We start from the raw sequence: 25,666 nt of genomic DNA, 5'->3' as shown, positions 1-25,666 counted from the left end.
CATCGCGAGCACACGGTCGCTGCAGGTCGGCGATCCTCGTTTGGGCTTTTGTAGGTTACCGCGTTCGATCCCCGCATGCCGCGCGAAGCGCGCCGTCCGGAGCACCGAACGTTCCGCAGTCGTAATTGTGAGGCTGATGCATTTCGAGTAGCTTCGTGATCCGAAAACTGCATCAGGAGGGTCGGCATTGTACGACGCGCTGCGATACGCGCAGGCGGTGGCCAGACATGGCAATTTTCGCCGCGCCGCGCTGATCCTCGGGGTCAGCCAGTCGCAATTGTCACGGCGAATCCAGACCCTGGAGGAGGACCTCGGTTGTGCCCTTTTCGAGCGGGATCGCCAGGGCGTGACAATCACGCACGAGGGCGAACTCATCCTGCGCGAAGCTGAAAGACTGCTCGGGGCACATGACGACTTCCGGGCCGGCGTCGCCCGGATCCGGCACAGATCGAATGGGGAGCTTCGCCTTTGTGCCGGGGCCTTCGCATCGCAGTCCTGGGTGCCCTCGGCGATCGCCGCCTTCACCGAGGCGCTTCCGGACATATCGATCAGCATGAGAGAGATCGACTGGTGGAAACTCGTCGACGCGGTCCTCGACGGCGAATGTCATCTGGCGATCGGCGAATGCAGCGAGGCGGAACAGCGTCCGGACGTCGTCGTGGAGCGGTTTCCGGAACGCCAGGGTGCCGCCTTCGTTCGCCCCGGGCACAAGCTCGCGGGACGCGGCGCGCTGACAATCGAAGATTTTGCGGAGTTCAGCTTCGCAGCACCGCGCCTCCCGGGCCGCGTCAGCCGTTTCATGCCGACGGGCAGCCGGCTCGGCAATCTGTCGGACGATGGACGGTTTTTCCTCCCGACAATCGAATCGGCAACGCCGCGCTCGATGATCGATGTCGTCACGGTCTCGGATGCGGTGTGCGTCATGCCGCCCGGATTGTGCGACCCGCAACTCGCATCAGGTCAGCTGGTCGAACTGCCGTTCCACCCACCCTGGCTGACGATCCGGCAAGGGCTCATGTCCGCTCGCGGACGCAGGCTTCCCGACGCAGCCCTGGCGTTCCGAAGCCACGCCAAGATAGCCGAACGAGACTATTTCCGGGACCACACGACATCGTAGTCCCTTCGGCCTGAGCCTCGCCTGTTTGGCGCCCTCTGCCGCAGCGCCAATGCCGACAACGCCAGCGGCTACAGAGCGTGTTCAGGGAGTTCTGCAAGATCCGGGGTTGGCCATGTCCGGCTGGTGATGTTCGGCACGTCGCTCACTCCAGTCGGAGCCTCGCCATGACCAGGCGCGAGACCTAGCCGGGGGTAGCGGCCGTGAAGGAGCCTTTCTCGCAGCACCCCGATGGGCTGTGCGATGTCGTCAGAGCCGTCCTGCGGGAGGCTCTCGAATCGGAGATGACCGAGGCCGTGGAGGCGGCGAAGGGCGATCGCAGCGATGGCCGGCAATCCCGATTCGGTCCGGATCGTGGACGCGCGCAGGCGCTGTCACGGAAGCCGAGGATGCCGGGGCGCCGCTCGACGATATACGCGGCGCCGTCGGCCATTCTCAGGCTTCGACGACGTCGCGCTATAACCGCGGGGCGCGGCAAGAGCGACAAGATCGCGATACTTCGGACCGCGCATCGCCGGGCGAAGAACGAGTCGTAAACAGCATGGGGAACGCGATGGAGAACCTGGGGAACGCGTAGTCAGCGGTAGGCCGTCAAGCCTTTGTCGATGCTCGTGGAATTGGAGCGGGCGATGGGGCCGAAATTCAACGTAGGGAGTTGCGCCATGTGGGAATTTCAAGCGGTGACCCGATCGTGACCGGCGAGGCGGGGATATGCCCGATCTCAGTTGGCGCGTCTGAAGGCACTTACTGGTTGGCGTACTCCAATGCACGTCCGAACAAATCGTCGTCGATCAGTGGATCCGGATGGCAGACTGCGGCGAGATTCGCCGCGTCGCGGATGAGGATCGTCTGGCCTTCCACCTGGAGTCCCGATTGCTCGAGACTCGCGAGCGTCCGGGAGAAGGATTCGCGCGTCATGCCCAGTTCGGAGGCGATCAGCGTCTTCTCATATGGAAGCACGGCCCGGTCGGGCGTTCCCTGCCGTGCCCGGAGCGCGAGCACATAGCAGCCGACGCGCTCCGTCGTGGAGCGGAGCTTCAGGTTCTTGACCTGCCGAACCATCCGACGGAACTGCGTCGCGAGCGAGCCGATCACCGCGTGGGCCAACCCCGGATCCGCGGCGACCGCGCTGCGGAAGGCATCCGCCTGGACAAGAAGGAAGCGCGAGGGCTCGGGCACGCGCGCCTGCATCAGATAGGGCGCGCCGCTGACCACGGCTGCTGGGATGATCAGGTCGGGCGCCCGCACGGTTTCGATCAGCACCTCGCGGCCGGCGGCGGACCGCCCGAGGAGCTGCGCGGAGCCGGCGATCACGATCAGCTGGAAATTCGGCACCTCGCCCTGCTCGAACAGCACGGCACCCGGCGGGACACTGTGCAGGATGGCATTCGCGAGCAGGTCCTGCCGCCGCTCGGGTGACAGTCGGGCGAAGATCGGCAGCGTCTCGGCCTCGGCTACCGTCGTGATCGTATCGTGCACTCCCAGCCTTCCTTTTTCGTGACTTATATCACCTATACGCGTGATAAAAATCACGTCATAAATTGACATCAATCAAAACACCGACCCGTTCCGTGGCTCAGCCTGCCTAGGGCTGGACCGAGCGCGGCACAGTTTCGCCGCCTAGGCCCGAGCGCTCCGATCGCAAGAGAGTTCCGACGAATGGCGACGACCTCACATCCCGATGCCGGGCGGATCCTCGGCATGAGCACGGCCGGCTTCACGGCGTGCTTCGCAGTATGGACGATCTTCGCGATCATCGGTATCCGCATACGGTCCGATCTCGGCCTGACCGAGACGCAGTTCGGCCTCCTGGTCGGGACGCCGATCCTGGCCGGCTCGCTGCTGCGCGTCCCCCTCGGCATCCTGGCAGACCGCCATGGCGGGCGCCTCATCTTCGCGGCGACCATGCTGGCGGCCGCGGTCGCGACCTTCCTGCTCGCCTACGCCACGACCTATCCGCAGATGCTGCTCGCAGCGCTCGGCGTGGGCATCGCCGGCGGTTCTTTCTCCGTCGGCGTCGCCTATGTGTCCCGCTTCTACCCGCCGGAGAAGCAGGGACTCGCGCTCGGTATCTTCGGAGCCGGCAATGTCGGCTCGGCGGTGACGAAATTCCTCGCGCCCTTCGTGCTGGTCGCCTTCGGTTGGCAGACCGTCGCGCAGGTCTGGGCCATCGCCCTCGCCGCCATGGCCGTCATCTTCTATCTCACCACGCGCGACGATCCGGTGCATGCGGAACAGAAGCGCCGCGGTGAGCCGCCGAAGAGCGCCTGGCTTGAGCTCGAACCGCTGAAGAACGTCCAGGTCTGGCGCTTCTCGCTGTACTATTTCTTCGTCTTCGGCGCCTTCGTCGCGCTGGCGCTGTGGCTGCCGCAATATCTGATCAACGTCTACGGGCTGGACATCAAGATAGCGGGCATGATCGCCGCATTCTTCTCGGTGCCCGCGAGCCTGTTCCGTGCCTATGGCGGGCATCTCTCCGACACCTATGGTGCCCGGCGCGTGCTGACCTGGACGTTCCTTGTCGGCATCGTGGCGACGTTCGTCCTCTCCTATCCGCCGACCGACTATGTCGTGCACGGAGCGGGCGGCGACTACGCCTTCCGCCTCGCCATGGGGCTTCCCGGCTTCATCGTCGCAATCTTCGTGCTGGGCTTCTTCATGGCCCTCGGCAAGGCGGCCGTCTACAAGCACATCCCCGTCTATTATCCGAACCATGTCGGCTCGGTCGGCGGCCTCGTCGGCATGATCGGCGGGCTCGGCGGCTTCGTCCTGCCGATCCTGTTCGGCATCCTGCTCGATCTCACCGGCCTCTGGACGAGCTGCTTCATGGCGCTCTTCGTCCTCGTGAGCGTCTCGCTCATCTGGATGCGCATCGCCATCGCGCAGATGGAGAAGAACGCGGCCGGCGCGGCGCTCGCAAAGCTGCCGCCCTTCCCCGAGATGCAGGACATGCCGGCGCCCGTCGCCGTGCCCAAGACGGGCACGTCCGTCCTGACCGACTGGCGGCCCGAGGACCCCGTCTTCTGGAAGACCGTCGGCCGGCCCATCGCGCGCCGCAACCTGTTCCTCTCCATCCCCGCGCTGCTGCTGTCCTTCGCGGTCTGGCAGGTCTGGTCGGTGGTCGTCGCCAAGCTGCCGCTCGTCGGCTTCGCGCTCTCGACCGACCAGCTCTTCCTGCTCGCCGCACTGCCGGGCATCTCCGGCGCGGTGCTGCGCATCTTCTATTCCTTCATGGTGCCGATCTTCGGCGGCCGCCTGTGGACCACGCTCACCACCTGGTCGCTGGTCATCCCGGCCGTCGGGATCGGCTATGCGGTGCAGAATCCGGACACGCCCTATGTCGTCCTGCTGATCCTCGCGCTGCTCTGCGGCTTCGGCGGCGGCAATTTCGCGTCCTCCATGGCCAATATCTCGTTCTTCTTTCCGAAGGCGGAGAAGGGCAACGCGCTGGCCCTCAATGCCGGGCTCGGCAATCTCGGCGTCAGCGTCGTCCAGTTCGTCGTGCCGCTCGTGATCACGGCCGGCGTGTTCGGCGCTCTCGGCGGCGATCCGACAATGGCGAAGGGCGCGGCGGGCGAAACGCCGCTATGGCTGCAGAATGCCGGCTTCGTCTTCGTGCCGTTCATCGTGCTCTCTGCCTTCGCCTCCTGGTTCGGCATGAACGACATTGCCTCAGCAAAGGCGTCCTTCGCCGAGCAGGCGGTGATCTTCCAGCGCCGGCACAACTGGATCATGTGCTGGCTCTACACCGGCACCTTCGGCTCGTTCATCGGCTTCTCCGCCGGCTTCCCTTTGCTCGCCAAGATGCTGTTCCCCGAGGTCAACGCGTTGTCGCTGGCCTTTCTCGGGCCGCTCATCGGCGCGCTCTCCCGTTCGGGAACCGGCTGGCTCGCCGATCGCTATGGTGGGGCGCGCGTCACGCTGTTCGTCTTCGTCCTGATGATGGCCGGCTGCGGCGGCGTGCTCTGGTTCATCGGCATCAAGGACCAGCCGGGCGCGTTCTGGGGCTTCTTCGGCGCCTTCCTGCTGCTGTTCTTCGCGACGGGCGTCGGAAATGCCTCGACCTTCCAGATGATCCCGGCGATCTGCGCGAAAGAGATGGATCGGCTGATGCCGGGTGCCGACGCCGAGGCGCGCCGCCGGCAGGCCGACAAGGAAGCCGCCGCCATCACGGGCTTCACCTCGGCGATCGCTGCCTTCGGCGCCTTCTTCATCCCCAAGGGCTTCGGCACCTCGATCGCGCTCACGGGCGGCGCCGAGGCCGCGCTCTGGGGTTTCCTCGCCTTCTATGTGAGCTGCCTCGCCATCACCTGGCTCGTCTACGCCCGCAAGGGCGGCCTGCTGCACGACGTCGAGCGGGCCCGCCGCGGCGCCGTCATGCGCCCGGCCCGGACAGCCTGATCCATTCGCGAAACAAGGGACCACACCCATGTCGCATTTCCTCGACCGCCTGACCTTCTTTCGCAAGAACATCGACACGTTCTCGGACGGCCACGGCGTCGTCACCGCCGAGGACCGCTCCTGGGAGGACGGCTATCGCAAGCGCTGGCAGCACGACAAGATCGTGCGCTCCACCCATGGCGTGAACTGCACCGGCTCCTGCTCGTGGAAGATCTACGTCAAGGGCGGGATCGTCACCTGGGAGACGCAGCAGACCGACTATCCCCGCACGCGGCCCGACCTTCCGAACCATGAACCACGCGGCTGCTCGCGCGGCGCGTCCTACAGCTGGTATCTCTATTCCGGCGCGCGGGTGAAATATCCGATGATCCGTAGCCGCCTGCTGCGCCTGTGGCGTGCCGCGCGAGCGAGCCTGCCGCCCGTCGCCGCCTGGGCCTCGATCGTCGAGGACGAAGGCAAGCGCAAATCCTACACCTCCATCCGCGGCCACGGCGGCTTCGTGCGTGCGACATGGGACGAGGCGAACGAGATCATCGCCGCCGCCAATGCCTATACGATCCGCAAGCACGGTCCCGACCGCGTCATCGGCTTCTCGCCGATCCCGGCGATGTCCATGGTCTCCTATGCCGCCGGGGCGCGCTACCTCTCGCTGATCGGCGGCGTCTGCCTCTCCTTCTATGACTGGTACTGCGACCTGCCGCCGGCGAGCCCGCAGACCTGGGGCGAGCAGACCGACGTTCCGGAGAGCGCCGACTGGTACAATGCCGGCTTCATCATCCTCTGGGGTTCCAACGTCCCGCAGACGCGCACGCCCGATGCGCATTTCTATACCGAGGTCCGCTACAAGGGCACGAAGAGCGCCGTCGTCAGCCCGGACTATGCCGAGGCGACCAAGTTCGCCGATATCTGGCTGAACCCGAAGCAGGGCACGGACGCCGCGCTGGCGCTGGCCATGGGCCACGTGATCCTGCGCGAGTATCACCTCGAACGGCAGGTCCCCTATTTCGACGATTATCTGCGCCGTTTCACGGATATGCCGTTCCTCGTCCGCCTCACCCAGCGCGACGGCCGCCTGGTGCCCGAGCGCCTGCTGCGCGCGTCCGAGATCGCGGGTTCGCTCGGCGAGATCAACAATCCCGAATGGAAGACGGTCGCGATCGACGAGGCGAGCGGCGCGCTCGTCGCCCCGCTCGGCTCCGTCGGTTATCGCTGGGGCGAGAGCGGCAAGTGGAACCTCGAGGAGAAGGACGGAGCGGGGCGGGACACGCGCCTGAAGCTCTCCCTCGCCGGCGACGAGGTCGCGGCCGTCGACTTCCCCTATTTCGGCCGCCGGGCCAGCGAGCATTTCGTCGCGACGGACCACCCGGAGATCCTGACCCGCAACGTGCCGGTCATGACCATCGCGACCGCCGAGGGCGGCACGGCGACCGTCGCCACGGTCTATGATCTCATGATGGCCAATTACGGCCTCGACCGCGGCTTCGGCGGCGACAATGTCGCCTCGTCCTACGACGAGGACGTCCCCTTCACCCCGGCCTGGGCGGAGCGGATCACGGGCGTCAAGCGCGACGCCATCATCACCGTGGCGCGCGAATTCGCGACCAATGCCGAGAAGACCGACGGCCGCTCGATGATCATCATCGGCGCGGGCATGAACCACTGGTACCACATGGATATGGGCTACCGGGGGGTGATCAACCTCCTGGTGTTCTGTGGCGCCGTCGGCAAGTCGGGCGGCGGCTGGTCGCACTATGTCGGGCAGGAGAAGCTGAGGCCGCAGACCGGCTGGACGCCGCTCGCCTTCGGGCTCGACTGGTCGCGTCCGCCGCGGCACCAGAACGCGACCTCGTTCTTCTATGCCCATACCGACCAGTGGCGCTACGAGACGGTGACGGCGGCCGAGATCCTGTCGCCGACCGCGCCGGAGGGCGACTGGAAGGCGAGCTTCATCGACTTCAACGTCCGTGCCGAGCGCATGGGCTGGCTGCCTTCCGCGCCGCAGCTGAAGCAGAACCCGCTCGACCTCGCGGCCCGCGCCCGCGACGCCGGGATCGAGCCGAAGGACTATGTCGCCAAGGCGCTGAAATCCGGCGAACTGGGGCTCTCGTGTCACGACCCGGACGATCCGGCGAACTGGCCGCGCAACATGTTCGTGTGGCGCTCCAACCTGCTCGGCTCATCCGGAAAGGGCCACGAATACTTCCTGAAGCACCTGCTCGGCACCACGCATGGCGTCATGGGCAAGGATCTCGGCGCCGACGGCGCCGTGCGCAACACCGAAATCGTCTGGCACGAGGAGGCGCCGGAGGGAAAGCTCGACCTGCTCGTCACGCTCGATTTCCGCATGTCCACGACCTGCGTCTATTCCGACATCGTGCTGCCGACCGCGACCTGGTACGAGAAGAACGACCTCAACACCTCCGACATGCATCCCTTCATCCATCCGCTCTCGGCGGCGGTGGATCCGGCCTGGGAAGCGCGCTCGGATTGGGAGATCTACAAGGAGCTCGCGAAGCGCTTTTCCGAGATCGCGCCGGAGGTGCTCGGCGTCGAGGAGGACGTCGTGCTCACGCCGATCCAGCACGACACGCCCGGCGAGATGGCCCAGCCCTTCGATGTCGCGGATTGGAAGCGCGGCGAGACCCTCCCCATCCCCGGCCGCACCATGCCCGCGGTCAATGTCGTCACGCGCGACTATTCGCAGATCCACGCCCGGTTCACGGCGCTCGGCCCGCTGATGACCGAGATCGGCAATGGCGGCAAGGGCATCGCCTGGAAGACGGGGCACGAGGTCGAGGCGCTCAGCGCGCTCAACGGCGTGCACCGCGACGGGCCGGCGAAAGGCCTACCGAAGATCGAGACGGACATCGATGCGACCGAGGTGATCCTCATGCTCGCGCCGGAGACGAATGGTGAAGTCGCGGTCAAGGCATGGGAGGCGCTGTCGAAGGCGACCGGGCGCGAGCACGCTCATCTCGCCCGCGCGAAGGAAGACGAGAAGATCCGCTTCCGCGACATCCAGGCCCAGCCGCGCAAGATCATCTCCTCGCCGACCTGGTCCGGCATCGAGAGCGAGAAGGTCTGCTACAGCGCCGGCTATACGAATGTGCACGAACTGATCCCGTGGCGCACCCTCACGGGCCGCCAGCAGCTCTACCAGGATCATTTGTGGATGCGGGCCTTCGGCGAGGGCTTCGTCACCTGGAAGCCGCCCGTCGATCTGAAGACGATCCCTGCCGTCAAGGGAGCAAGGCCGAACGGCAACACGGAGATCGTGCTCAACTTCATCACCCCGCACCAGAAATGGGGCATCCACTCGACCTATACCGACAATCTGCTGATGCTGACGCTCAATCGTGGCGGCCCGGTCGTCTGGATCTCCGAGACGGACGCGCGGAGCGCCGGCATCGTCGACAATGACTGGGTCGAGGTCTTCAACGCCAATGGCGCGCTGACGGCCCGCGCCGTCGTCTCCCAGCGCGTCAAGCCCGGCATGATGATGATGTATCACGCGCAGGAGAAGATCATAAACACGCCCGGTTCCGAGATGACCGGCAACCGGGGCGGCATCCATAACTCGGTCACGCGCACCATCCTGAAGCCGACCCACATGATCGGCGGCTATGCGCAGCAGTCCTACGGCTTCAACTATTACGGGACCGTGGGCTCGAACCGCGATGAATTCATCGTGGTCCGCAAGATGAATGAGGTCGACTGGCTCGAAAAACCCGCTGACGCCCTCGCCCACAAGGAGGCAGCAGAATGAAGATCCGCGCCCAGATCGGAATGGTGCTGAACCTCGACAAGTGCATCGGGTGCCACACCTGTTCGGTGACGTGCAAGAACGTTTGGACCAATCGCGAGGGCGTCGAATACGCCTGGTTCAACAATGTGGAGACCAAGCCCGGCGTTGGCTATCCCCGCGAATGGGAGAACCAGACGAAGTGGAACGGCGGCTGGCGGCGCAAGAAGAGCGGCCGCATCGAGCCGCGGATCGGCGCCAAATGGCGGGTGCTCGCCAATATCTTCGCCAATCCGGATCTCCCCGAGATCGACGACTATTACGAGCCCTTCACCTTCGACTACGAACATCTTCAAACCGCCAAGGAATCAAAGGCCTTCCCGACGGCACGGCCGCGCTCGCTCATCACGGGGGAGCGGATCGAGAAGATCGGATGGGGCCCGAACTGGGAGGAGATCCTCGGCGGCGAGTTCGAGAAGCGTTCGAAGGACGTCAATTTCGAAGGCGTCCAGAAGGAGATCTACGGCGAGTTCGAGAACACCTTCATGATGTACCTGCCGCGGCTCTGCGAGCACTGCCTGAACCCGGCCTGTGTCGCGGTCTGCCCGTCGGGCGCGATCTACAAGCGCGAGGAGGACGGCATCGTCCTCATCGATCAGGACAAGTGCCGCGGCTGGCGCATGTGCGTCTCGGGCTGTCCCTACAAGAAGATCTACTACAACTGGTCTTCGGGAAAGTCGGAGAAGTGCATCTTCTGCTATCCGCGCATTGAGGCCGGCCAGCCGACCGTATGCTCGGAGACCTGCGTCGGCCGCATCCGCTATCTCGGCGTGATCCTCTACGATGCCGACAGGATCGAGGCGGCCGCGGCGACGGCGGACGAACAGGACCTCTATGAAGAGCAGCTCTCGCTGTTTCTCGATCCGAACGACCCGGCGGTGATCGCGCAGGCGCGCGCCGACGGCGTGCCGGAAAGCTGGATCGAGGCGGCGCGCCATTCGCCGGTCTGGAAGATGGCGATGGAGTGGAAGGTCGCCTTCCCGCTCCATCCCGAATACCGCACGCTGCCGATGGTCTGGTACGTGCCGCCGCTGTCGCCGATCCAGTCGGCCGCCGCCTCCGGCCGCATGGGCATTGATGGCGACATGCCGGATGTGCGCTCGCTGCGCATTCCGCTGCGCTACCTCGCCAACATGCTCACCGCCGGCAAGGAGGAGCCGGTGGCGCTCGCGCTCGAACGCATGCTCGCCATGCGCGCCTATATGCGGGCGAAGACCGTCGATGGCCGTCTCGATCCGCGCATCGCCGAGAAGGTCGGCCTCACCGGCGGGGCGATCGAGGAGATGTACCAGGTGATGGCGATCGCCAATTACGAAGATCGCTTCGTCATCCCGACCGCGCATCGCGAATGGAGCGAGGACGCCTACGAGGAACGCGGCTCCTGCGGCTTCTCCTTCGGCAATGGCTGCTCGGGCGGCGAGACCGACCTCAATCTCTTCGCGACGAACAAGACGGGCAAGGCTCGCAATCCGATGGAGATCGCATGATGGCGACCACCTTCAAGACGCTCTCGGCGCTGCTCTCCTATCCTTCGCCGGTGCTGCAAGCGGCCGTGCCCGAGATCCGACACGTCCTGACGGCAGAGGGACTCGTCCCGCGTCGCCGGCTCGATGCGCTCTGGCCGTTCCTCGATGCGCTCGCCGCCGGCGATCCCATCGAGGTGCAGGAGCGCTATGTCGAACTCTTCGATCGCGGCCGGCATCTCTCGCTGCATCTGTTCGAGCATGTCCACGGCGAGAGCCGGGACCGCGGCCAGGCGATGGTCGACCTCGCGGCGCTCTATGAGCGGGGCGGCATGGTGCTTTCGACCGGGGAGCTGCCCGATTATCTGCCGCTCTTCCTCGAATATCTGTCGACACGCCCCGAAGGCGAGGCGCGGAAGGAACTCGCCAACACGCTGCCGATCCTCGAGGCGCTGGGCGAGAGGTTGGCGCCGCGCGATGCCGGCTATGCAGCCGTGATGGCGGCGGTGGCCGCGCTGGCCGGCAGCAGCATTCAGTTTGCCGGCGAAGTTGTTCCCGAAGACCGGGACGGCGACCTCGCCGCGCTCGACGCCGAATGGGAGGAAACCGCCGTCGCCTTCGGTCCCGGCGATGCTGGTGGATGCTCCGTCGACAGACTCAGAACGCAGATGCGTGCCGGCAGCCGCGATGTCCGGCGTGGCGCATCGCAGGCATAGGAGATCGATCGATGTCCGCCTATCTCAATCACCTTCTCTTCGGCTGGTATCCCTATCTCTGCCTCACGGTCTTCCTGCTCGGCAGCCTCATCCGCTTCGACCGCGAGCAGTACACATGGAAGACGGGCTCGTCGCAATTGCTACGCCGGCGCCAGTTGCGCTGGGGCTCGAACCTCTTCCATGTCGGCATTCTCGTGATCTTCGGCGGCCATTTCGTCGGCCTGCTCACGCCGATCTGGGTGTTCGATGCGCTCGGCATCAGCCACAGCTTCAAGCAGGGCCTTGCCATCACGGTTGGCGGCATCGCCGGCATCGCCTGCTTCATCGGCATCGCGATGCTCGCGCATCGCCGCCTGTTCGATCCGCGCATCCGCGCGACGTCGAGCTTCGGCGATATCGCCATCCTGCTGCTCCTGTGGGTGCAGCTTACCCTCGGCCTCTCCACCATCTTCGTCTCGCTCGGCCACATGGACGGCCACGAGATGGTGAAGTTCATGAACTGGGCGCAGGGTATCCTGACATTGCAGCCCGAGGCATCGGCCTACGTCGCCGACGTCAGTCCCGTGTTCAAGGCGCATCTGCTTCTCGGTATGACGATCTTCCTCGTCTTCCCGTTCACGCGCCTCGTCCACATCTGGAGCGCGCCGGTCTGGTATCTCGGCCGGCCCGGCTATCAGGTCGTGCGCACGCGCTTTGCCGACCCGGCCAAGCGCCGCGCCTCGTTCCCCGCTGCCCGCCCCGCCGTTCAGGCCGGACCGGCGCGTACCACGCGCCGGCAGGGAGAGTGACCATGGCGACACTTGTCATCGACCATGCTGCTGCGAGCAGCCACGCCGACCAGCATCCGCACGAGCACGCCCCGGCCCCCGTCCCGACCGCGCCGTCGCCGGAGCGGGTCGCCATGCCGGCGGTCAGCGTGAACGGCGTGCCGATCAGCCGCAAGGCGATCGCCACCGAGGTGCAGAACTTCCCGGCCCCCAATCCCGGCGAGGGCTGGCGCGCCGCGACCCGCGCGCTCGTCGTCCGCGAACTCCTGCTGCAGGAGGCGGCTCGCCTCGAACTCGCGGCCGCACCGGCAACGGATGCCGAGGGGCGTATCGAGACTCGGGAGGAAGCGTTGATCCGCGGGCTGACGGAGCGCGAGATCACCGTTCCCGAAGCCGACGAGGCGACGCTGCGCCGTTTCTACGGCAACAACCGCCAGCGCTTCAGCAACGCGCCGCTGTTCGAGGCCGATCACATCCTCCTCGCCGCCCGCCGCGACGATGCCGCCGGCTTCGCCGCGGCCCGCCAGACCGCGACGTCGCTGCGGGCGCAGATCCTTGCCGGGCACGACGACTTCGCGACGCTTGCCCGCGCGCATTCCGATTGTCCATCTGCCGCGCTCGGCGGCAGCCTCGGCCAGATCGGCCCCGGGGACACGACGGCGGAGTTCGAGGTCGCGCTCGTCGGCCTGGCGCCCGGAGCGATCTCGGAACCGGTCGAGACGCGCTATGGCGTGCATCTTATCCGGCTCAATCGCCGTGTCGAAGGACGCGTCCTGCCGTTCGAGGCGGTGCGTGACGCGATCGCAGCCTATCTCGACGCGCATGTGCGGCGTCAGGCGACGGTGCAATACATCGCGATCCTGGTGGGCCGTGCCGATATTCGCGGCATCGCCATGGATGGCGCTGCCTCGCCTCTGGTCCAGTGAGGTCATCATGCTCGGACGATTGATCGCCTCGCTGGACGAGCCCGGGGTTTCCGAGCGCCTCGTGTCGGCGCTGGAGGCGCCGGCCTTGCAGAACCGCCTGGACTCTGCCGCTGCTGCCGACGGCAGGGCGCCCTCTGAGGTGGTCGCGTCGGCCGTACGCGGGTTCCTCGACACAGCCTCGGACGAGGAATGGCTGCAGCTCGTCGGGATCATGGGCCGCGCGACCGACCCCGGCCTCGCCGCGATGCGCGCCATTCTGGAGCGATCCCTCCCTCCCGCCTCGGTGGCGTCATGAGCATGCCGGCCCCCGACTGCTGCCATCGCCCGCATGACGTGCTCACCGGCTTCGACGCGGCCCGCGCGTTGGCGCGCGCCATGGTCTGGCCGACGGCACGGCACGAGATCGTCCCGCTCGCGGCCGCCACGGGGCGCATTCTGGCTCGCCCCGTCGTCGCGGCGCATGCGTTGCCGCCTTTCGACCAGGCGGCGATGGACGGCTATGCGATCCGTCTCGGCGACGGCGGCGGCCCTCCTGCTGCTTTGCCCCTCTGCGGAACCACGGAGGCGGGCGACCCACCGGCGAGGCTCGCGCCCGGCACGGCCCATGGCGTGATGACCGGCGGCGCGCTTCCCGAAGGCGCCGACACCGTCGTGATGATCGAGGCGACGCGGCGGATCGGCGGGCGGATCCTGTTTGAGCCCGGCCTGACGCCCGGCAGCCATATAAGGCGTGCCGGCGAGGATGTTCCGGTCGGCGCAATGCTCGCCCATCCCGGCGACCGCCTCGGCTGGGCGCAGATCGGTCTGCTCGCGGCGCTCGGCATCGGCGCGGTGTGCGTCGCGGCGCCGATCCGCATCGCCGTTCTGACGACGGGATCGGAACTGCGTCCCGCAGGCTCGACGCTTTCCGGCGGCACGATCCACGATTCCAACGGTCCGATGCTCGCCGCGCTGCTGGGCAGCCCCGGCACCGAAATCGAGCTCGTGACCGTTCCGGACGATCGGGCAGCGATCGCGGCGAATCTCGCAAGCGCCGCGCGCGTTTGCGATCTCGTCGTCACCACGGCCGGAATGTCGGTGGGCGGGCGCGATCATGTCCGCGATGCCGTCGCCGATAGCGGCGGCACGCTCGATATGGTCAAGGTCGCCATGAAGCCCGGCAAGCCGATGGCGCTCGGCCGGATCGGCGCAGCGATCTTCGTCGGCCTCCCCGGCAATCCCCAAGCCGTCGCCTGCGGCGCGCTCGCCTTCCTGCGGCCGATGATCGATGTGCTCGAGGGCCGACCACCCGCCGCACCGCTCTTCGCGGCGGCGGCCTTCGCCCAGGACGCGCGGGCCGACCGGCGCACTGCGCTGGTGCCGGTCCGCCTCTCCCATCGCCAGGGACGGCTAATCGCGGAGCAGGCCGGGCCGGAGGGCTCCCATCGCCTCGCGCCGCTCGCCGCCGCCGATGCCGTGGCGGTCGTGCCCCCGCTCGCAACCCTCATGTCGGGCGCGCTGGTCGAGGTGCTCCCCTTTGACGCTCCGGGAACATCAGGGGGATACGGACGATGAGCTGTGCGCTCACCGACGGCTTCGGCCGCCGCATCACCTATCTCCGGCTATCGGTGACAGATCGCTGCGACCTGCGCTGCGTCTATTGCATGTCCGAGGACATGACCTTCGTGCCGCGCCGCGATCTGCTCAGCCTCGAGGAGCTCGATCGCCTCGCCGCCGCCTTCGTCGCGCGCGGCGTCACCAAGATCCGTATCACCGGCGGCGAGCCGCTGGTGCGCAAGGGCATCATGACGCTGTTCGGCAGCCTGTCGCGCCACCTTGCCGATGGGCGGCTGCAGGAGCTGACGCTCACCACCAACGGCACGCTGCTTGCGACCCATGCCGAGGCTCTGGCGGCATCCGGGGTGCGGCGCGTCAACGTCTCGCTCGACACGCTCGATCCGTCCCGCTTCCGCACCATCACGCGCCGCGGCACGCTTGGCGTCGTCATGGACGGGCTTCGCGCGGCCCGGGAGGCGGGGCTGCGCGTCAAGCTCAACACCGTGGCGCTCAAGGGGATCACGGAGACGGAGATCCACGATCTCATCGCCTTCGCGCATGGCAACGACATGGACCTGACCCTGATCGAGACTATGCCGCTCGGCGATGTCGGCGCCGACCGGACCGACCAGTATCTGCCGCTGACGACGCTGCGCCGCATCATCGAGAGCCGCTGGACGCTGGCTGACACAGCGGAACGCAGCGGTGGGCCGGCCCGCTATGCGCGCATCCGCGAGACCGGCGGCCGGATCGGCTTCATCACGCCGATGAGCCACAGCTTTTGCGAAAGCTGCAACCGCGTGCGCGTCAGCGCCACCGGCACGCTCTACACCTGCCTCGGCCGGGAGGATCGCACTGACCTCCGCGCAGCCCTCCGTGGCTCCGAGGCGGACGAGGCACTGCACGCCGCGATCGACGGCGCGATCCGCACGAAGCCACGCGGCCATGATTTCCGGATCGAGCGCGGCCGGCCGGCGCTCGCACGCCACATGTCGGCACTCGGCGGATAGGAGGCCCGCATGATGGCGGATGACGCACACAGGCCGATCACGGCGATCGTCTATGCCGACGGGGCGGCCTTCGAGGCCCTCCTCGACGAGGCAGTCAGGAACCTCGCAGCGCGGGGTGTTCGCCTCGCCGGCGTGGTCCAGCAGAGCATCGCGCGACCGGGACGACGCAAATGCGACATGGTGCTTCGCGATCTTGCCACCGGACGACTGCACCCGATCTCCGAGCACCGCGGCGAGGCGGCCCGCGGCTGCGCGCTCGACGTCGATCTCCTCCTGCGCGCCTGCGCCGCTGCCGAGGCCGGGCTGACCGATGGCACCGCCCTGGTGGTGCTGAGCAAGTTCGGCAAGGTGGAATGCGAGGGCGGCGGCGTTCGCGGCCTGATCGAGGCTGCGCTGGAGCGGGGCATTCCGGTGATGATCGGCGTTCCGGCGATCAATCTCCAGCCCTTTCGCACCTATGCCGCCGATCTGGCCCGTCTTGTGCCCATCGCGCACCTGCATCCGGGCCTGCTCGACGAAGCGCTGGCGCAGGAGGCCTGCTGATGGACGATCTCGTCATAGCACGCATCCTTCACGTGCTCGGCGTCGTGCACTGGATCGGCGGTCTCGCCTTCGTGACGCTGGTCATCCTGCCGCTCGCCCGCCGGCGCGGAGCGGACGGCGTCGCTCTCTTCGAGGCCGCGGAGCGCCGCTTCTCCGGCCAGGTCCGCCTCTCCGTGCTTCTCGTCGGCGCGAGCGGCTTCTGGATGACCTGGCGGATGGAGGCATGGGACCGCCTCCACGACCCGGCCTCCTGGTAGATGGGCGCCATGCTCGCGCTGTGGCTTTTCTTCATGCTGCTGCTCTTCGTCGTGGAGCCACTCGTCGAAGGGCGGGTTGCGGCGTCCGCTCGCCGACATCCCGATGCCGCGCTGAAGCGGCTCGCTCGCATGCACGGTGTCCTGCTGCTGGCCGCTGCGATGACACTGCTCGGCGCCGTCGGTGGCGCGCACGGCCTGTTCTGAAAGCAAGGATTCCGACGCGATCATGGCACGCACGGCCGAAGCTCGACGGAACTGGAACGGACCGGCCGTGCTCAGTGCCGGCTTCCGCCCGTTCTTCCTTCTCGCAGTGGTCTGGGCCGTGCTTGCGATCGCGATCTGGCCGTTCGTCTTCAGCGGCGAGATGGACGTGCCAACCGTCTTTGCTCCGGTGGATTGGCACGGGCACGAGATGATCTTCGGCTATGGCGCCGCCGTGGTCGCGGGATTCCTGCTCACGGCCGTGCCGAACTGGACCGGCCGGCTTCCCGTTGCCGGCTGGCCGCTGGCAGGGCTCGCTCTCCTCTGGATCGCCGGGCGCGTCGCGGTGTTCGCCTCGGCGCCGATCGGATGGCGCGCGGCCGCCCTGATCGACATATCGTTCCTCGTGGTCTTCGCCGGCGTCGCCGGACGCGAGGTCCTCGCCGGGCGCAATGGGCGCAACGTGAAGGTAGTCCTCGTCGTCGCCGTACTGGCGCTTGCCAACGCCGCCTTCCACGCCGAGGCGGCGATGACGGGCGCGGCACCGGTTGCAACGCGCGCCGGGCTTGCGGTCATCATCTTCCTGATCCTGCTGATCGGCGGGCGGATCGTGCCGAGCTTCACGCGCAACTGGCTGGCGAAGCACGGCGCCACCGCGCTTCCCGTCCCGTTCGGCCGCGTCGATGTGGCCCTCATGCTGCTTTCGGCCGTCGGGCTTGCCGCATGGATCGTCCTGCCTGCGGAAGGCGTGACCGGCGGCCTTCTCATCGCCGGCGGTCTCGGCAATCTCTGGCGCCTTTCCCGCTGGCGCAGCATCTCGGTCCGCTCGGACGCGCTCGTGCTCGTGCTCCACGCCGGATTTCTCTGTGCGGCGCTCGGCTTTCTCTTCATGGCGGCAGCTGTCATCCGACCCGACCTCGTCTCGCCAGCGGCAATGCTCCACGTCTGGGCGGTCGGCGCCATCGGAATCATGACGCTGGCCGTGATGACGCGGGCGACGCTCGGCCATACGGGCCGGCCGCTCGTGGCATCGGGAGCCACGCGATGGGTCTATCTCGCGGTCGCGGCGGCGACGCTCCTGCGCGTGGCGGCGGGTTTCCTGCCAGCGATGACGATGCCGCTGATCGAGGCGGCCGCAGCGGCCTGGGCCGTCGCCTTTTCAGGATTTGTCGTCATCTATGGACCGTTGCTCCTGCGCACGCGGCAACAGGACTAAACCCCTCGTCGAACTGGTCTCAGTCGCCATCTGCACGGCCTGCACCAATCTCGACCGCGCCGGGGTGCGCAAGCATATTCGCGCGGCGCTCGCGACTGGTGCCAATCGAGACGAGATCCTGGCCGTCATCCGGATGGGCACGATCATGTCGATCCATTCCTGCAGCCTCGGTGCGCCGATCCTGATCGAGGAGGCCGGCACCGAAGCTGTTGCCTCGAAGGCCAAGTCGACAGTTCCAACCCCGGCCTGCGACCGGATGAAGGCGATGGGCCAATGGAACCAGGCTTGGGACCCCTTCTTCGCGCTCGACCCGCAATGGACGGACCAGTTCATGACGACCGCGGCCGGCATCTATGGCTCCGGCGTGTTCAGTTCCAAAGAGATCGAACTTCTCAGCATCGCCTTCGACGCGTCCTTCACCCACATGTATGCACCGGGAACGCGGCGCCACATCAAGAGCGCGCTCGTGGCTGGCGCGAGCGTCGCCGAGATCATGGAAGTGCTGAAGGTCTGCGTCGCCTTCGGCGTCGCCGCCTGCAATCTGGCTGTCCCGATCCTCGCCGAGGAACTGGCGAAGCTGGACGGTCAGGGCTGACGGCATCTGTCCCGATGCCGCATGGAAAGCCGATCATGGAAGCCGATATGCAGGCATCCGGCCCAGCCCGCGCCGATGTCTCGGGAAAGCTCGCTCTCGATCGAACCCGTCTCGCCTATGAGCGCACGATGCTCTCCTGGGTGCGAACGGCCACGGCTCTGATCACCTTCGGCTTCAGCATCCAGCAGTTCTTCCGCATCACGCGCGCGGACGAGCCGGGCGCCGTCCGATCGACGGTCCCACACATGTTCGGCTCGTTCATGGTGGTCACCGGGTTAATCGCCCTGTTCCTCGCCGTACTTGAGCACCGGAGCGCGATCGCGTCGCTCCGCTCCCAATATCCGCCGTTCCTCGGCTATCCCGCGCCGACTCGCTCCCATGCCCGAATTCTCGCGGCCGTCATCGGGCTGCTGGGCGTGGCGGCCCTGGTCCTCATTCACATGCCGGTACGCACATGACTGACGAATATGACCCGACGAACGACGGCTCAGCACAGCAAATTGCAAGAAAGCGCCCTTCGATCCGCGAGCGGCTGATCGGCGAGTCCCGCCTCTTCCTCGTGCTGTTCCTCTACCTCTGGGTCCTGTTCGGGCTGTTCGTGCTCAATCAGGCAATCATCGAGCGGGAACGAGGCGACAGCCTGGTGCTGCAAGGCTTCGCCGTCGTAAACGCGCTGGTGCTCGCCAAGGTCATGCTGGTGAGCGAGAATCTGGATTTCGCACGCTGGCTGAGGGGGCGCCCCGCCATGCTGACCATCTTGTTCGAGGCAGCGCTCTGCACGCTGCTGTTCCTCGGCTTTCACATTCTTGAACGGCTTGTCGTCAGCATCGTGCGCGGCACCGGCACCCATGGCGATATAATCTCGTTCGGCGGCGGCGGCCCGCTCGGCCTCGTGATCGTCGCCGTCATCCTCTTCGTATCGCTGCTGCCTTTCTTCGCGTTCAAGAACGTGATGCGCGTCATCGGCAACGAACGCATGCGGCAGGTACTGTTCAGCCGGCTTCCTTCCGAGAGCCAAAGGGACAGGTCCTGAGACGAGGTCGTCTGGCTATCGTCCGCTGACGAGCACGCGCGATGCACGCCGCACGCTCGAACTACCCGCCCGATCGGGCCGGATGCTTCACAGCTTGTACAGATCGCGCTAGCTGGGGGGCGGTGCCCCCTGAGCCGAGTGGTGCGCTTGGACCGTCCGATTTCGATCTTCGCCGATATTGTCTATCCCCATACGCGCGTACCACGGCGCTTCCCACCGTCCTCCGTACCCTAACCGGCGGTCAGGGTGGTGTAGGTACACGGGCGCGGGGTATGCGGGGTGGCGCCACAGCCTTTCGGGCTGCCACTATCCCGCCGACCAAGAGGAAGGCGGGCGAAATGTATAACGACGACGTGCTGAAGGCCCCGGAGAGCGAGGCTCACTTCTGGGAGATGGTCGAGGCCAACTTCGAGTTCGCCCGTCACGTCCTGGAAGACTATCCCCTCGAAACCCGCGAGGATGCGATCTATGGCGTCGACGAGAACGGCAGCCCGCGAACGGAGGCGATGGAAGTCATCGCCTATAGAAAGAACTCCGTTCAGGTTATTGCCTATCGCAACACCTCTGAGGACTACGAGCAGAGGCAATATTGTTACGACTTGGGTCGCGCCGTACTCCCGATCGTCCGACGGATGATCGATTCGCGGGAGCTCACACAGGCTTTCGTGCATGAGTGGGGAAAACTGCAATTCTGCCACGGATATCTCGCCTCGCTCGTCTTCGATGATTCCGATGGGATGGCGCAGAACCGCGGGGCCGCCAAGCGTGCCGCAGAGATGTCCGTTGACGACAAGCGAGCTTGGGTTGCTCGAATCCTGGCGCGAGAGACCGCCGCCGGAAGGATGCGCAAAGAAGCCGAGCGCGTCGTCGAAGACCTCGCGAAGCAATTCCGCGATGCTGGCGGCTATGGCCCGGGCTATCCGCCCGATTGGTTTGCCGACCTGCTTAAGGACAACGGAACCCTCAAGTCGACATATGGGAAGGGTCAGATGCCGGGCACGTCTCTTGAGGCTCGGGCGAATTGCGTCGAACAGGAATTGCCGCCTTTGGAATTCCATGAGGTCCAAAGCGGTCCGCGTTAGCCCTCTGGGCTGTTTCGCGCGCCGATAATCTGGATATTAGTCAGAGCCGCCCAACAACGGAGCGGCACAGATGACACCGAAAGAGACGAGCGCTGCGGCGCTTTCAACAGAACCCCTGAAGACGATCCAGGAGGCGGCCGAACTGCTCGGCCTCCCCTACTTCAAGCTCAATCGCGCTGCGAAGCGCGGTCTCATTCCGACCTATACGATCTTCAACTCGCGCCGCCTCGTGCGGGTCTCCGAGGTCGTAGCCGTGATCGACGCGTCGCGGCAGGGAGGCCTGTGATGAGCGAGCTCCCCATTCCGCGGACGGCTGAGGCGGTCGACTTCCTTCAGCACATGCAGCCGGGTGGCCCCTGGCACTTGGTCGCGATCAACCCAGATAGCGGCAAAGTCGAGGGCGCTTCGTTCACCATCGGCGATGTGAGCCAGATGCCCCCTTGGATCGACGCCCGCCAAGGCAAGGACAATCTCTATTTCCACGTCAATCGGCTGAGGACCGGCTTCAAGGGTCCGAAGGCCAAGAAAGAGGATGTCGCGGAGGCGACGCACCTGCATACCGATGTGGACAACACGGCGGACGACACCCCCATCCTCCAGTTCGATCCGCCGCCGACGGCGACGCTTTTCTCTGGCGGTGGATTTCAGTCGTTTTGGCGGCTTAAGACTCCAACGGCAGACCATGCGCGCGTCGAAGCGAGCAATCTCGCCATCGCCTCGCGTCTAGGAGGCGACAACTGCCACAACATCGATCGCATCATGCGCTTGCCCGGCACGATCAATATGCCGAACGCCAAGAAACGTGCCAATGGACGGGTTCCGACGCTCGCCCGGCTAGTGTTCGCCGATTGGAGCCGGATCTACGATCTCGACACCTTTCCGGTCGAGAAGCTGCCTGACGAAAAGAAGGTGGCAACATCAGGCTCCGTCATCGTACCGCTTGGCATCGAGGACCTTCCCGAGAGCGTGACGGAAGAGGTCCGAAGCATCATTCGCATCGGCGATGATCTGGAGCGGCCTCGGACTGAGCCCGGAAAACGCTTCAAATCGCGCAGCGAAGCGGTCTTCATGGTCGCGGTAGCGATGGCCAAGGCAGGATGCTCAGACGAGCAGATCGCTGGCGTCCTCATAAATCCGTCCCTGGGTATCTCAGCGTCCATCCGGGACAAGAAGAACCCGACTGTCTACGCCTTGAGACAAGCACGAGCGGCGCTCGCGGCAGCCTCAACTGGGTGGCCGGATCCGGACTCAAAGGGTCGGCCGCGGGCCACAATGCGCAACGCCATAACGGCGCTGCGCCGCATGGATCTGTCGTTTGCGAATGACATCTTTCGACATCGGAAGACGGTGAACGGCCAAGCGTTGCAGGAGCTCCAGGGCCAACTCAGCGACGACGCCGTATCGGCGCTTCGCGGAATGATCATCGATGCTTTCGACTTTGATCCTCGGGCCGACAACGTTCGTGACGCCGTCAATCAGCTCTGCCTCGAACACACGGCTCACCCGATCCGAGAAATGCTTGATGCGCTCAAGTGGGACGGCAAACCGCGGCTGGATCGCTGGCTCACAGAATATCTGGGCGCCGAAGACACACCACTCACTGTGGCGTTCGGACGGATCGTGCTGATAGCCGCCGTTCGCCGTGTCCGCCAGCCAGGCGTGAAATTCGACGCAATCCTGGTGTTGGAGGGTCCGCAGGGAAGCGGCAAATCAACGGCCATCCGTATTCTCGCGGGTGATGGCTTTCATTCCGACCAGGACATTCTCGCCGCCGACCCGAAGACGCAGATGGAGCTCATGGAGGGCATCTGGATCTATGAGCTCGGCGAGCTCGGTTCGCTCAATCGCGCCGAAGTCAATAGGACTAAGGCCTTCGCGTCCCGGCAGGAAGATCATGGCCGTATGGTCTACGCGCGCTTCCGGGATACACGGCCTAGGCAGCTCATCTTCATCGGAACGACGAACGATCAGACCTATCTCCGCGACACCACGGGCAATCGTCGGTTCTGGCCCGTTCGGACGACCAGAATAGATCTGCCCGCCTTGCAACGCGACCGGGACCAACTTCTCGCCGAGGCCAGCCATCGAGAGGCGGCAGACGAATCGATTGAGCTGCCCCGCGACCTGTGGTCGGCAGCCGCGAAGGAGCAGGCGGAGAGGATGGAAGCCGAACCGTGGCACGCCGTGCTCGTATGGGTCAGAGGTTCGCTGCACGGCGATGTCTACCGCATCACAACCGCGGAGGCTCTCACGCACCTCGACATATCGGCCGGCCAGCAAACGCAAGCTCATGGCAAGCGTCTTGCTCCGCTGATGCGGGACCTCGGCTGGGAGACCGACAAGTTCAAGGTCGGCGGCCAGACCGTGCGCGGGTACAAGCGGGCCAAAGAACTGGACCCCGGAGAGATGCCGTCTCCGGCAGGAATGCAGCCGTTCTGACCGAGAACGGGCGGGTGGCGGTGGCACCGGTGGCGGGTCCCTCAGTGTGCCGGCGGTGTGGGGCCAGTCCGGGAGCCATTCTGGGTCGGCCGTGGGGCCGCGCCCGCCGGCGGGCCGCGCCGGCGGGCGCGGCCATGCCACCGCCGCCACTGCCACCGCCCAGCCTGCGCCGCCTCCTCGCCGCGATTTCAACCTCCGCGAGGATGGTATCCGGAAGTATTCGCGGCGCGGCGGACGGCGGGCCGGAATGATGTCGGGTGGTCTTGGTCACACGCCGGGCAACTGTCTGCGGTCTTCGAGGCTGTTCTTCGGCCTTTGGATAAATTGTGCGCGTGACCCGAGCGTGATTTCGTTTCGAGTCATAGTCTTCTTCGGAATTCCGTCATGAAGCTCCCGAATGTATCGATCACGACGACCACGCGGAAGCGGCGCCTGACCAATGGCGACCTCGCTGCGTACAAGCAGTGGTACGTCAATTACCGCGATCCGCTGTCCGGCCGTCGCGTTCGCCGCGCCTTCGACACCAAGAAGGCGGCCGAGGCGAGCCGGGATGGCTTGGTGCGCCAGTTCGTCGAGGGGTCGTATGTCGATCCGCGCTCGGCGCCGACCGTGGCCGAGGCCGTCGCGCACTGGCTCGCCGACCGCGAGGGCAAGGTCAAGGCGTCGACCCATGCGAGCTATGCCGCGATCTGCAAGGCGATCGTCGGCCCCCTGCTCGAGGGCACGACGCGCGAGCGCACCGACTATGCCAAGACCGGCGTCGCGCCGAAGGGGTCGAAGTTCCTGCCGCTGCTGGGATTGGTCCGGTTATCGGATTTGACGACGGCGCATATCCGCCCCTGGCATCGCACTGTCACGAATCAGTGCGGTGCCTACACCGCCAATCGCGCCAAGGCGCATCTCCAGTCCGTCCTGGCGCTGGCCGAGGAGGATTTCCGCATCCGCGCTCCGGCGATGCCGTCCGGGCTCGTCCGGCGGCGGGCGAAGGTCAAGAAGGCGATCCTGTCGCCCGAGCATATCCGCGCCCTCCTCGCCGAGGCGCAGACCGATCCGGAAGGCCTCTACTATGCCTTCCCCTTCCTTGCGGGCACACGGCCATCCGAGCAACTGGGCCTGCTGTGGTCTGAGGTCGACTTCGACCGCAACGTCATCCGGATCTGTCGCGTCCAGGAGCGGGACGGCTCGCTCACGGAGATGACCAAGACGGAGGCCGGCACGCGGGAGGTGCCGATGTCCGCCATGCTGCGGGCGATGCTGCTCGAATGGCGCGTGCGCTGCCCGCGGAGGGGCAAGGAACTGCATCGCGTCTTCCCAGGCCCCGGCCGGCTGCAGCCCTGGCCGAAGCCGCGCATCGGCGGCGGCGGGCCGCTGGCCTACCAAAACTTCCGCCGTCGCTACTGGGAGCCGGTCTTCGAGCGGCTCGGCCTGCCCTATGTGACGCCGCACTCGGCACGCCATGCCTTCATCTCGACGCTGCAGGCCGAGGGGATCGAGGTCGGCCTCGTCGCGAAGCTCGCCGGCCATGCCAGCCCGGCCGTGACGCTGTCGCACTACACCCAGGCCGTCCGCGGCGGCGAGGCGGCTGTTGCTGCCCTTGATCGGGCGTTCGCGCAGGCTGGCACGGGCTCGTAGCGCCGGTCCGCCGGACGCGGACACGGTCCGGGCCACGCGTTCCGCCGGCTCGATCCAATGCGGCAGCGCACCGCATATCGGCCAAGCCTCTGGGATCACGCGATAAATTGTGCCGCGCCGTCCGCCGTGTTTCGATTTTTCGAACCGGAACAAGGGATGGCCCGCATGACCGACCTGCCTGATCTGCTCGATATGCCCGTGACACCCTCGGCCGACGCCTATCTGCTCGTCGAGGACCTTGCCACCGGCGCCGCCGCGCTGATGACGCTCGCCGAGGCCGAAGCGCGGACCCAGATCGACCGCGACGAGATCGAGTGGGCGCTCGAGGCCTATGGCCTCTGCGAGTCGATGGATCACGTCATCCGCGACAGTCGGCCGAGCGTCGAGATCGGCGCCGGCTGAACGCCGCTCCCAACCGCAGGGACGCGTGCGCACCCCGGCCGGTAGGGACATAGCCGCCGCCCCCGCGGCGCCAGCGCGCGTACGGTTCCCGGCCAGCCGCCGCGCCTGCCGCGGCCGCGGCAGGCAGCGCCCCCGGCGCTGCACTTACTTCCTCCCCCCTTGTTGAAGTCGCTGTCAGTGTCCGGGGGACCCGGAAGACCATCGGGCCTATTCCGGGGAGCTCTACCTAATAGCAGCGCGTCACGGCACCCTGCTGGATGCAGGTCACCTTGGGCGTCTTCGGGTCGATGCCCGCTGCGATCGCGGCCGCGCCATTGCTGATCATCGCCGAGCGGCGCTGCTGCTCCAGCTGCATCGCCATCGGCTTCAGCGAGCGGACGCAATAGTCATGATAGGGCCGGCCCGGCCCGTAGCCGCCCTGCGCGCAGACGGTCTGCGCCTCGGCCTCGCCCGCCTCCTCCACCGTCTGGCAGCCCGCCAGCATGCCCAAGACGACAGTCATCGCCGCGACGTTCCTGTAACGCATTGTGA

24 protein-coding genes are annotated in these 25,666 nt (G+C 66.3%); 22 read left to right on the top strand and 2 right to left on the bottom strand.

Translation table 11 applies throughout. The features are described from left to right. Window positions 1–187 precede the first annotated feature (187 nt). Window positions 188–1,117 carry a LysR family transcriptional regulator gene (locus GGR25_RS21990; protein ID WP_183401038.1) on the top strand — a complete coding sequence of 310 codons (930 nt, stop codon included), beginning with the start codon at window positions 188–190 and terminating at the stop codon, window positions 1,115–1,117. A 741-nt stretch (window positions 1,118–1,858) separates the two neighbouring features. Here GGR25_RS21990 and GGR25_RS21985 read toward each other — a convergent pair. Further along, on the bottom strand, window positions 1,859–2,662 hold the full coding sequence (locus GGR25_RS21985; protein ID WP_183401037.1) for a helix-turn-helix domain-containing protein: 804 nt from the start codon (window positions 2,660–2,662) through the stop codon (window positions 1,859–1,861). Window positions 2,663–2,773: 111 nt separating this feature from the next. Between GGR25_RS21985 and GGR25_RS21980 the strand changes: the two genes are divergently transcribed. From GGR25_RS21980 to GGR25_RS21885, 21 genes are all read left to right on the top strand, one after another. Next, window positions 2,774–5,515, top strand: a complete 2,742-nt coding sequence (locus tag GGR25_RS21980; RefSeq protein ID WP_183401036.1) for a nitrate/nitrite transporter — start codon at window positions 2,774–2,776, stop codon at window positions 5,513–5,515. A gap of 28 nt (window positions 5,516–5,543) precedes the next feature. Continuing rightward, on the top strand, window positions 5,544–9,281 hold the full coding sequence (locus tag GGR25_RS21975; protein WP_183401035.1) for a nitrate reductase subunit alpha: 3,738 nt from the start codon (window positions 5,544–5,546) through the stop codon (window positions 9,279–9,281). Further along, window positions 9,278–10,804 (top strand): nitrate reductase subunit beta, encoded by a 1,527-nt coding sequence (gene narH / locus GGR25_RS21970; protein ID WP_183401034.1) that lies wholly within the window; start codon window positions 9,278–9,280, stop codon window positions 10,802–10,804. The genes GGR25_RS21975 and narH overlap by 4 nt, the downstream gene beginning before the upstream one ends. Beyond that, window positions 10,801–11,496 (top strand): nitrate reductase molybdenum cofactor assembly chaperone, encoded by a 696-nt coding sequence (gene narJ, locus GGR25_RS21965; RefSeq protein WP_343068148.1) that lies wholly within the window; start codon window positions 10,801–10,803, stop codon window positions 11,494–11,496. The genes narH and narJ overlap by 4 nt, the downstream gene beginning before the upstream one ends. An 11-nt stretch (window positions 11,497–11,507) precedes the next feature. Continuing rightward, window positions 11,508–12,284, top strand: a complete 777-nt coding sequence (gene narI / locus GGR25_RS21960) for a respiratory nitrate reductase subunit gamma (RefSeq protein WP_183401033.1) — start codon at window positions 11,508–11,510, stop codon at window positions 12,282–12,284. A 2-nt stretch (window positions 12,285–12,286) separates the two neighbouring features. Beyond that, window positions 12,287–13,189, top strand: a complete 903-nt coding sequence (locus GGR25_RS21955; protein WP_183401032.1) for a peptidylprolyl isomerase — start codon at window positions 12,287–12,289, stop codon at window positions 13,187–13,189. 7 nt (window positions 13,190–13,196) lie between these two features. Next, the gene (locus tag GGR25_RS21950; protein ID WP_183401031.1) at window positions 13,197–13,484 is read left to right on the top strand and encodes a hypothetical protein; all 288 of its coding nucleotides are present in this window, start codon (window positions 13,197–13,199) and stop codon (window positions 13,482–13,484) included. Further along, window positions 13,481–14,743, top strand: a complete 1,263-nt coding sequence (locus GGR25_RS21945; RefSeq protein ID WP_183401030.1) for a molybdopterin molybdotransferase MoeA — start codon at window positions 13,481–13,483, stop codon at window positions 14,741–14,743. The genes GGR25_RS21950 and GGR25_RS21945 overlap by 4 nt, the downstream gene beginning before the upstream one ends. Beyond that, entirely contained in the window at window positions 14,740–15,735 is a 996-nt protein-coding gene (gene moaA / locus GGR25_RS21940) for a GTP 3',8-cyclase MoaA (RefSeq protein ID WP_183401029.1), read from the top strand. The genes GGR25_RS21945 and moaA overlap by 4 nt, the downstream gene beginning before the upstream one ends. Window positions 15,736–15,744: 9 nt before the next feature. Next, the gene (locus tag GGR25_RS21935; RefSeq protein ID WP_183401028.1) at window positions 15,745–16,278 is read left to right on the top strand and encodes a DUF2478 domain-containing protein; all 534 of its coding nucleotides are present in this window, start codon (window positions 15,745–15,747) and stop codon (window positions 16,276–16,278) included. Continuing rightward, window positions 16,278–16,535 carry a hypothetical protein gene (locus GGR25_RS25080; RefSeq protein WP_343068147.1) on the top strand — a complete coding sequence of 86 codons (258 nt, stop codon included), beginning with the start codon at window positions 16,278–16,280 and terminating at the stop codon, window positions 16,533–16,535. Before GGR25_RS21935 ends, GGR25_RS25080 begins: the two co-directional genes overlap by 1 nt. 9 nt (window positions 16,536–16,544) lie before the next feature. Next, window positions 16,545–16,739, top strand: a complete 195-nt coding sequence (locus tag GGR25_RS25075) for a hypothetical protein (RefSeq protein ID WP_343068146.1) — start codon at window positions 16,545–16,547, stop codon at window positions 16,737–16,739. 22 nt (window positions 16,740–16,761) lie between these two features. Then, window positions 16,762–17,952, top strand: a complete 1,191-nt coding sequence (locus tag GGR25_RS21925) for an NnrS family protein (RefSeq protein ID WP_183401027.1) — start codon at window positions 16,762–16,764, stop codon at window positions 17,950–17,952. Continuing rightward, on the top strand, window positions 17,915–18,547 hold the full coding sequence (locus GGR25_RS21920) for a carboxymuconolactone decarboxylase family protein (protein WP_210300060.1): 633 nt from the start codon (window positions 17,915–17,917) through the stop codon (window positions 18,545–18,547). The genes GGR25_RS21925 and GGR25_RS21920 overlap by 38 nt, the downstream gene beginning before the upstream one ends. Window positions 18,548–18,582: 35 nt before the next feature. Beyond that, on the top strand, window positions 18,583–19,005 hold the full coding sequence (locus GGR25_RS21915; RefSeq protein WP_183401026.1) for a YidH family protein: 423 nt from the start codon (window positions 18,583–18,585) through the stop codon (window positions 19,003–19,005). Next, on the top strand, window positions 19,002–19,580 hold the full coding sequence (locus tag GGR25_RS21910; protein WP_183401025.1) for a hypothetical protein: 579 nt from the start codon (window positions 19,002–19,004) through the stop codon (window positions 19,578–19,580). The genes GGR25_RS21915 and GGR25_RS21910 overlap by 4 nt, the downstream gene beginning before the upstream one ends. Window positions 19,581–19,918: 338 nt before the next feature. Beyond that, complete coding sequence (locus GGR25_RS21905; RefSeq protein WP_183401024.1) at window positions 19,919–20,662, top strand: hypothetical protein; 744 nt, start codon at window positions 19,919–19,921, stop codon at window positions 20,660–20,662. 70 nt (window positions 20,663–20,732) lie between these two features. Further along, the gene (locus GGR25_RS21900) at window positions 20,733–20,948 is read left to right on the top strand and encodes a MerR family transcriptional regulator (RefSeq protein ID WP_183401023.1); all 216 of its coding nucleotides are present in this window, start codon (window positions 20,733–20,735) and stop codon (window positions 20,946–20,948) included. Then, window positions 20,948–23,101, top strand: coding sequence for a VapE domain-containing protein (locus GGR25_RS21895; RefSeq protein WP_183401022.1), 2,154 nt, complete (start codon window positions 20,948–20,950; stop codon window positions 23,099–23,101). Before GGR25_RS21900 ends, GGR25_RS21895 begins: the two co-directional genes overlap by 1 nt. Window positions 23,102–23,485: 384 nt before the next feature. Continuing rightward, a complete protein-coding gene (locus GGR25_RS21890; protein WP_183401021.1) occupies window positions 23,486–24,733 on the top strand; it encodes a tyrosine-type recombinase/integrase in 1,248 nt (415 codons plus the stop codon). Between the two features lie 165 nt (window positions 24,734–24,898). Beyond that, entirely contained in the window at window positions 24,899–25,135 is a 237-nt protein-coding gene (locus GGR25_RS21885) for a hypothetical protein (RefSeq protein WP_183401020.1), read from the top strand. Between the two features lie 226 nt (window positions 25,136–25,361). On the opposite strand, the gene GGR25_RS21880 is transcribed toward GGR25_RS21885, so the two are convergent. Next, window positions 25,362–25,637, bottom strand: coding sequence for a hypothetical protein (locus tag GGR25_RS21880; protein WP_183401019.1), 276 nt, complete (start codon window positions 25,635–25,637; stop codon window positions 25,362–25,364). Window positions 25,638–25,666: the final 29 nt, after the last annotated feature.

This window comes from Kaistia hirudinis (genome assembly GCF_014196455.1).
Lineage (GTDB): Bacteria > Pseudomonadota > Alphaproteobacteria > Rhizobiales > Kaistiaceae > Kaistia > Kaistia hirudinis.
The sequence above is the reverse complement of the archived record's forward strand: the minus strand, read 5'-3'. Positions and strand labels throughout refer to the sequence as shown.